Here is a 7,443-nt window from a genome sequence, read left to right on the forward strand (position 1 = left end):
ATAGCGTAAAGGTGTATGGGCATTGTCTGAATTCATCTTGATCTCCTCCGAATGAAAAGAGGGCATTCGTATTAAATTGCCATGTTATTCAGATTTTTTCGACAGCGAATCAGTTGCTTAGTTCCTATGCAGCGTCTAAAAAGGATCCAATAGGTTGTTTATTAAGGAATAATGGCCTCAAGAATGGTAAAATGTCATGTGCTTGAATCATGACAACCACTCAAGAGGCCACGATGAAGACTCCCACATCCCAGACGGCGCTGCCAAGTCTCACCAGCGGTTTCCTGAGCGAGACGCAGACCCTGGCGGATAACCTGTTCGCCGATCTGTGGCGCGACTTGAGGCTCTCGGCGCTGCTCACGAAGCTAGGCTTTCACAAACGCAGTGGCCTGGCGGCGGCGCAAATCGTCTATCTCCTGTTGATGTGGGTGTGGGTTGGGCGCGAGAGCATCGCCCTATTCGCACGCCAGTCGCTGCGCAGTTTCACCGCGGCCAACAAGGACGCGCTCTATGATGTCCTGGCCCGCGAAGATCTCAATTGGCGCGCCTTTCATGGCGCGGTGGCGCTCAAGGTCTATCGCGCCGGTCACTTCAAGGACAGCCCCCTGCGTGCCTACGTCTTGGACGACTCGGTGAAGACGCGCCGAGGTCAGCGCCTGGAAGGGGTCTCGCGGCACTTCGATCATCTCAGCGGACGCACCGTCAAAGGTCAGCAGGTTCTCACGCTGGGCTTGGCCACGCAGGAAACCTTCCTGCCCCTGGATAGCGACATTTACATCAGCAGCAAAGGCGCGCATCCGCTGAAGGCTGGCTTTCGTGATGGACGCAGCGTCGAGGCGCGTCGCTACGCCGACGCGCGGGATCGCACCAAGCCGCAGTTGGCCGCGGACATGCTGCGACGCGCGCAGCGCCAGGGATTGGATGCCGATGTGCTGTTGGCCGATGCCTGGTTCGGGACCAAGACCATGATCAAGACGGCGTTGGATCTCAACCTCACGGCGATCGTGCGGATGAAGAAAAACACGATGAAGTATCGCCTCACGACCTGGGAGGACGGGGCACAACACACCCAACGCTTGGACGCCCAAGGGCTGTACCGTCACAGCGTGCGCAAGCACTGGCAGACCCTCAAGGGCGTGCCCTATCAAGCCGATTGCCTGGATGTGGAGCTGAGCGTGGACCGCGACGGCGAGGTGGCGTGGATCCCGGTGCGTCTGCTCTTTGTCCGCGGCCTCAGCCAAGACGCTGACGGCCCCGCTGGGGCGAACCGTTGGGCGCTGTTCCTGAGCACCGATCGCGCCCTCTCCCCGGCAACCATCTTGGAAACCGACGCCTTGCGCTGGAGCATTGAGGTGTACTTCAAGGAAGCCAAGCAGTATTTGGGCTTGCTCTGGGAGCAAACCGAGACCTTCGCCTCCCACGTGGCCTCGATTCACTTGACCGCCGTGCGCTATTGCCTGCTGGCGCTCGGACAACTGCAGGGCGCAGGGGCGCGCGTCTGCGAGGTCCGCGCCGCCATCGGCGAGCAGCTCACTCACCTGGATTTCGCCAAGCGACTGTGGGGGTTTTTCCGAGCATTGATCGCCGAGGCCGTCGACGCACTCCAGGAGACGCTCGGGGACGCCACCGCCGTGGTGATGAGCGCCATCGATGAGCAGGTGCAGCGCTTCTTTGTCCAGGCATTACAACTCGATGACTTCACCCTCCAGTTGGAGGGCGTAGAGCCTGATTCTATGGAGGCATGAGGCCGTCACTATGGTGAATTTCAACTCCGAAACGTGAGTTACAATGGCTTTCACACAAGCTCGATTTTCTGCGGCATACGGCAACATGGCCAGTTCACTACATGTAGAGCGTTCCTGTGCCAACCGGATAGGCATGCTCCATTCCTCTCCCTCGTCGGTCCAGTCGTAATTCCGATCCCACAGGGACAGGTTCCAGCTGATGTCTGGTATCGCAATCTCTCCGTTACAGCCATGACCGACGACGCAGAGGCCCTAGCTGTCGCAACGCCCGTCGGGGGGTGTCGGCTGTAGACCTGGTATCCTTGGCGTGCCTCTGGACGCCTAGAGCCGAGAAGGCAGATGCTTGGTAGTTGGTCCGAAAAGGTGTGCGCGGAGTAATATCAGCTCGGTTCGATGGCGAAGGATGGTTTCGCGCTGGGCCAGGCGCGTCCGGGCGGCCCCGCAAGGTTTGGGGCTGAAGCGCCGACGGTAAGCTTTGGACTGCATGGTTGAGTCCCATCCGAAAAGCCCTGGACCTGCCGACGTGGAGCCGAGGGCTGGTAGAATAGTGCCGTGCAACCAAAATCTCAGCTGAGTCTGTCAGACGATGTTCCGAGCCAGCCCAGACAGTAGCCAGACCGACCTCTTCAGCAACGTCGAGCAGTTTCCGCGCGCGCGCGACCAGGAGAAGCTAAACGACCCAAACGCTTGGCAGAACGTCTTCCTCGATCAGGTCGTCAAGCGCGTCCCCGAGGAGCGTTTTGCCGAGCTGTTCGATGACGCGACGGGTCGCCCGAACGCGCCTCTGCGCCTGCTCGTGGGGATGCTGATCCTCAAGGAAGGCTTCGGCTGGAGTGACGAGGAGTTGTTTGAAGCGATTCATTTCAACCTGCTGGTGCGCCGCGCCCTGGGCCTCATGAATCTCACCGACGAGGTTCCGGTCGAGTCGACTTACTACCTGTTCAAGCGGCGCTTGTATCGCTACCAGGTTGAGACGGGCAGCAACCTGCTCAAAGAGGTTTTCCAAGAACTCACGCGTGACCAGGCCAAGCGCCTTGGGGTGGTGGGCGAGCGCCTGCGCATGGACAGCACCCTGCTGGGTAGCAATCTGGCCGCCTGCACCCGACTGCAGCTGGTCATTGGATGTCTGCAAGCGTTCTGGAAGAGTCTGACGGATGAGCAGAAGGTCGGCTTGAGCGAAGCGGACAGAGCCCTCTTGGATCGCTTGTGCGCCAAGCGCCCGAGTCAGCACATCTATCGGCTTGAGGAGACGACCAAGCAGACCTGGCTCGAAGCGCTTGGCCAGGTGCTGCTGCGCCTGCATCAGGCTGACGACCTCCAGAGCAGCCCGCGCTATGCGCTCATTGAGCGGCTCTTGCTCGAGCAATACCAGATCGACGAGGCGGGCGAGGAGCCCCGCGTCGTGCTCAAGCCCGCCCAGGAGATCAGCGCCGACTCGCTCCAATCGCCGCATGACGAAGACGCCGCCTACCGCAAGAAGCGCGACGAGACGGTGCGTGGCTACAGCGTCAACCTCACCGAGACCTGTCAGGAGGGGCTCAACCTCATCGTTGACGTCCAAGTCGAGCCGGCGACCGCCGCCGACAACGGCTATCTGAAGGACGCGGTGCAGAGCAGCGAGCAGGTGCTCGAGACTGCGGCGCAGGAGATCTCGGCGGACGGCGCCTACTACAGCGAGACCAACGAAGCCTACGCCCAGGAGCAGGATAAGGAGATCTATTACACCGGCTTCCCTGGCAAACCAGGGCAATACGACTATGAGCGCAGCGACGACGGCGTCGTGGTCATCGACCGCCAGAGCGGTGAGCGCCAACTGGCCGAGGAATACAAGCCCGGGCGCTATCGGTTTCGCGTTGACGGCAAGTGGCGCTACATCACCGACAAAACCATCGATGCGGCGGCCTGCCGACGACGAACCGAGGCCCTTCCCCGCGAGTTCTTCAATCGCCGCTGCAATGTCGAGGCGAGCATCTTTCAGCTTTCCTACCACACGCGCAAAAAGAACCTGAAGTACCGTGGGCGATGTGCCGTTCAGCTCTGGGCGGTGTGCCGAGTGGCGTGGATCAACATCAAGCGTATTGTCATCTATCAGGAGAAACAGGCCGAGATGATGGCCTGAACGCGGGGCAAGGCCCCTCCAACACGCGCCAACGGCTCCGATCGCGGATAGCCTTCCGAGGAGTGCTTAAAAGCGACCTATTTTCGCCCTCTTACTGTGTAAAAGCCCTCGCTCGCGCGGCAAGCCTCCGTCCCCAATGCTCAGGCTCGCGGCCAGGGAGCCTCCACGGAGAAACGGCTTTTCGGAGGGGGCTCACGATTACAACACTAAATGGATGAATTTTCCATGACATCGATCACGATCCTCCAATCCGACGAATGGCGAGCATAGCCTGGCTCATTCCGAGGCTAGTGCAGGGCTCGGGAGGAATTCGGACAATGCTCCAGCAGGCCCAGGCGCTCGAGCGCGCCGGCCATTGCTGCCATCTCTACATCGAGGGTGTCGGGAGCGAGGCGCGAGCCCGCAAGCAGGTTCGGCAATTGTTTGGCGTTGACGTTGCGCGTGTGAGCTATGGTTGGGGCGCGGTCACCCCCGCGGACGCCGTCATCGCGACCATTTGGTACTCCGCAGTTATCGTCCGGGACCTGCCGTTCGATTGCTGTAAGCTCTACTTCGTGCAGGACTACGAAGCCTGGTTCAATCCCATTGGGGACACCTATTTGCTGGCGGAGGGCTCATATCGAACGGGTCTGACGCCGGTGACCATCGGCCGCTGGCTCAAGCAGGAACTGGCCAGTCGCTTCGCGCTGCCCGCCTACCATTTCGACTTCGGCGCGGATCTCGACGTTTACCGCCCTCTGTCTGAGATCCGGAGAGAGTTGTCTGTCTGCTTTCTCTATCAGCCCGAGAAGCCGCGCCGCTGTGCGCGTATCGGCTTGAGTGCGCTGGGCATTGTCAAGCACCTGGTGCCCGATGTCCGTATCCAGCTCTATGGGTCCAAGGAAAAGGGCCCTGACTGGCTCGAGCATGAGCATCTGGGGCTGCTCGGGGTCGAGTCTTGCAATGTCCTCTATAATCGCAGTGTCCTCGGTCTCAGTCTCAGCTCGTCGAATCCGTCTCGCGTTCCTTTTGAAATGATGGCGGCGGGCCTGCCTGTCGTGGAACTCTGGGGTGGGACGACGATTCAAGACTTTCCGGGCGAGGCCGTGCTCTTGAGCGAGCCGAGCGCGGAGGCGATTGCTGAGGCGATCCTGCAATTGCTCGAGGACGAGCCACGTCGACGCCGCATGGGCGAGGCTGGGCGACATTTCATGTCTCATCGCAGCATCGACATGGAGGGACGGCAGTTCGTTCAAGCCGTCGAGCGCGGCCTCGCGGGTCACGAGCCGCCCACCGACGATGGCGAAGAGCGTCTGTACCTGGGGTTGCCGGTGCGCCCAGGGCGTCGGGTCGCGCTGTTGCCGGCTTGGCTGCGCTCGCGAATCAACCAGCCGCCGAACGCATTTATCAATACGCTGAGTCCCTGGCTGCGGGGCTTGGTCGCGATGGTGGGACGGGTGATGCGTCGTCTGCTCGATCGCCGGTGAGGCTGGCTTATGTCGTACGCGCGAACTCAGGCGCGACTGGTGCTTGCGCCGCGGCTCTAACGCCGGTCGGTAGGAACTCGGTTTTGTGCTGCCCGATTTAGCGCAAAGATGCTAACCTCGAAGCGAAACAGTTAGGGGTGCATTAGTCGCGGACACGTGGATCAATGGACGATAGACATGCCCGCACAGCGGAGTTTTGGTGGTGCAGGGGCTCCGTGGCCTTTGGAAGTCGTCGCATGCTTTGTCTTCGAGCCCCGATAGCTGCTATCGGGCTGCGAGCGTGAGCGCCAGAAAGCCCGCATCCTCGATAAGAATGACACGCTAGCCTATTTGAATTGAGCAGACTCTCTGCCTAACCCGAATATTTCGTAAACCGACAGCGACGACAGATAACCAATTGATTATATTGTGAAGAATGAGATTTGGCTCCGGAAAAACAAGACATATCATTGCGTTAGAGAAACAAAGGGTTAGCGTGGCTTATGAAATATCCGGGCTAGGTGCATTTTGGCGATCATTCAGTCTAGTTATTCCGTGAAGGCGATTCCGGGGAAGCGCGGCGTCGATAAGCCGCTTTGCTTTTAGACTGAAGAAGATACGTCCGAGACTTTGATTATCCACTGTACCGACCGCCAAGCACTCTTCCGCCGGCTGGACCAAGAGGCGCTGGAAGCAGCAGCCGGGCTGCTCCAGGTTATGGGGTCGACCCAGCGCGCGACCTTTGAGCTTGGTCTGCGGGCTGCACCGCTCTTTTTTGGGTATGCCCTCTTCATCGCCGAGCAGAGTTTGACCGACTGCGTCGGTCGGCTGTTCTTTTTCACCCGAGAGGGGGAGCTGTTCCACCGGGTCTTTGCGCGCGTCTTTCCGGGCGAGCGCCTTGGCCATGGTTCGCCGCCGCCCGCCTATATTCTTGAGGTGAGTCGCCTCGCCACTTTCTCCGCATCTCTGAGGTCTTTGAGTATTAAGGAGATGATGCGCCTGTGGAGTCTCTACAGTAGCCAGTCTATGTTCGCGCTCGCTCGGTCGCTCGGAGTAGAGCCGGCTGCGCTCGAGATTGCCTGCGCCCGCCACGGGATTGCACTCGAAGAGGGCATCATTCATCCCTGGCAGGATGAGCGGGTCAAGGAGCTATTCAGCGACGACGAGTTCAAAGGGATCCTCACCGATAAAATCAAGGCGGATCGCAGCGCCGCGCTTGCTTACCTCGAGAGTCGTGGCATGGTCGACGATGGGTCCTCGATCGGCATCGTGGATATCGGTTGGCGAGGAACTATCCAGGACAATCTGGCCCTGATTTTTCCCTGCAATCGATTCGTCGGCTACTACTTGGGGCTGCAGAGGTTTCTCAATGTGCAGCCCCAAAATTGCTTGAAGCATGCCTATGGTCCGAACGCTAACCTCGGACTCGGCTTTACGCATCTGCTTGATGCCGTATCGCCCATGGAGATGCTCTGTAGCTCGCCACACGGCAGTGTCATGGGCTATGGATTTGATTCGGATGGCCGGCCATCCGCGAAGCGTCTGACCGAGCCATCTGAGACGGCTATCTATGAGGACACTGTCAGGCACTTTCAGGACGGCGTACTCTTCGCGTGCGAGCATTGGGCGCACGCCCGCGAGCATCACAAGATCCGCAGTGCGGAGCTGCGCGAGCTTGCCTGCGACGCCTGGGGTGGTCTTATCACTAAGCCAAAGCGGCAGATCTCAGAAGCCTATGCCAAACTGAACCATAACGACGTCTTCGGCGTGGGTCTCTTCGTGGACAAGCGGCAGGTGCCGTCGCCCATCAAGATCCTGCGCGGTCTCATTTCCTCTCGGGATCGGCGCGAGGTCATTCTCTACATCAAGCAGACCCAGTGGACCTCGGGGCTTTGGCACCGGCGCGATCTAGGCCTGGTGCACCGAGCCATCTTGGTTGCGATCCTATCCACTGGACGCGCCTACAAGCGCGCGCGCATGTGGGTGCAGCATCATTGGCCGGACAGGCACAGGCTCAGTGGCTGAAGCCGTGAACCGACTCCGGTAGTGCCCTTTTCGGCCTTGATCATCGGTTGGCCCAAAACCGAGTGTTTCAGTAGGCGATGAAACGGCCTGAAGGAGTGGCAGGAGCGCC

The 7,443-nt window shown here is 59.8% G+C and carries 4 protein-coding genes; all 4 read left to right on the forward strand.

Annotated elements, in window-relative coordinates:
• The first annotated feature begins 233 nt into the window (after positions 1–233).
• A complete protein-coding gene (locus G3480_RS24270; RefSeq protein WP_240906030.1) occupies positions 234–1,745 on the forward strand; it encodes a transposase in 1,512 nt (503 codons plus the stop codon).
• A gap of 586 nt (positions 1,746–2,331) precedes the next feature.
• The gene (locus G3480_RS24275) at positions 2,332–3,864 is read left to right on the forward strand and encodes a transposase (RefSeq protein WP_164656807.1); all 1,533 of its coding nucleotides are present in this window, start codon (positions 2,332–2,334) and stop codon (positions 3,862–3,864) included.
• A 317-nt stretch (positions 3,865–4,181) separates the two neighbouring features.
• Positions 4,182–5,330: a rhamnosyltransferase WsaF family glycosyltransferase gene (locus G3480_RS24280; RefSeq protein ID WP_206171874.1), complete on the forward strand. Its 1,149-nt coding sequence runs from the start codon at positions 4,182–4,184 to the stop codon at positions 5,328–5,330.
• Between the two features lie 609 nt (positions 5,331–5,939).
• Positions 5,940–7,334 (forward strand): hypothetical protein, encoded by a 1,395-nt coding sequence (locus G3480_RS24285; RefSeq protein WP_164656809.1) that lies wholly within the window; start codon positions 5,940–5,942, stop codon positions 7,332–7,334.
• The last annotated feature ends 109 nt before the right edge of the window (positions 7,335–7,443 follow it).

It is taken from the genome of Thiorhodococcus mannitoliphagus (assembly GCF_010915725.1).
GTDB lineage: Bacteria > Pseudomonadota > Gammaproteobacteria > Chromatiales > Chromatiaceae > Thiorhodococcus > Thiorhodococcus mannitoliphagus.

What these genes read in the sequence shown, in the direction of transcription:
- G3480_RS24270 (WP_240906030.1), top strand. Translation starts at nt 234, where the DNA reads ATGAAGACTCCCACATCCCAGACGGCGCTGCCAAGTCTCACCAGCGGT.
- G3480_RS24275 (WP_164656807.1), top strand. Translation starts at nt 2,332, where the DNA reads ATGTTCCGAGCCAGCCCAGACAGTAGCCAGACCGACCTCTTCAGCAAC.
- G3480_RS24280 (WP_206171874.1), top strand. Translation starts at nt 4,182, where the DNA reads ATGCTCCAGCAGGCCCAGGCGCTCGAGCGCGCCGGCCATTGCTGCCAT.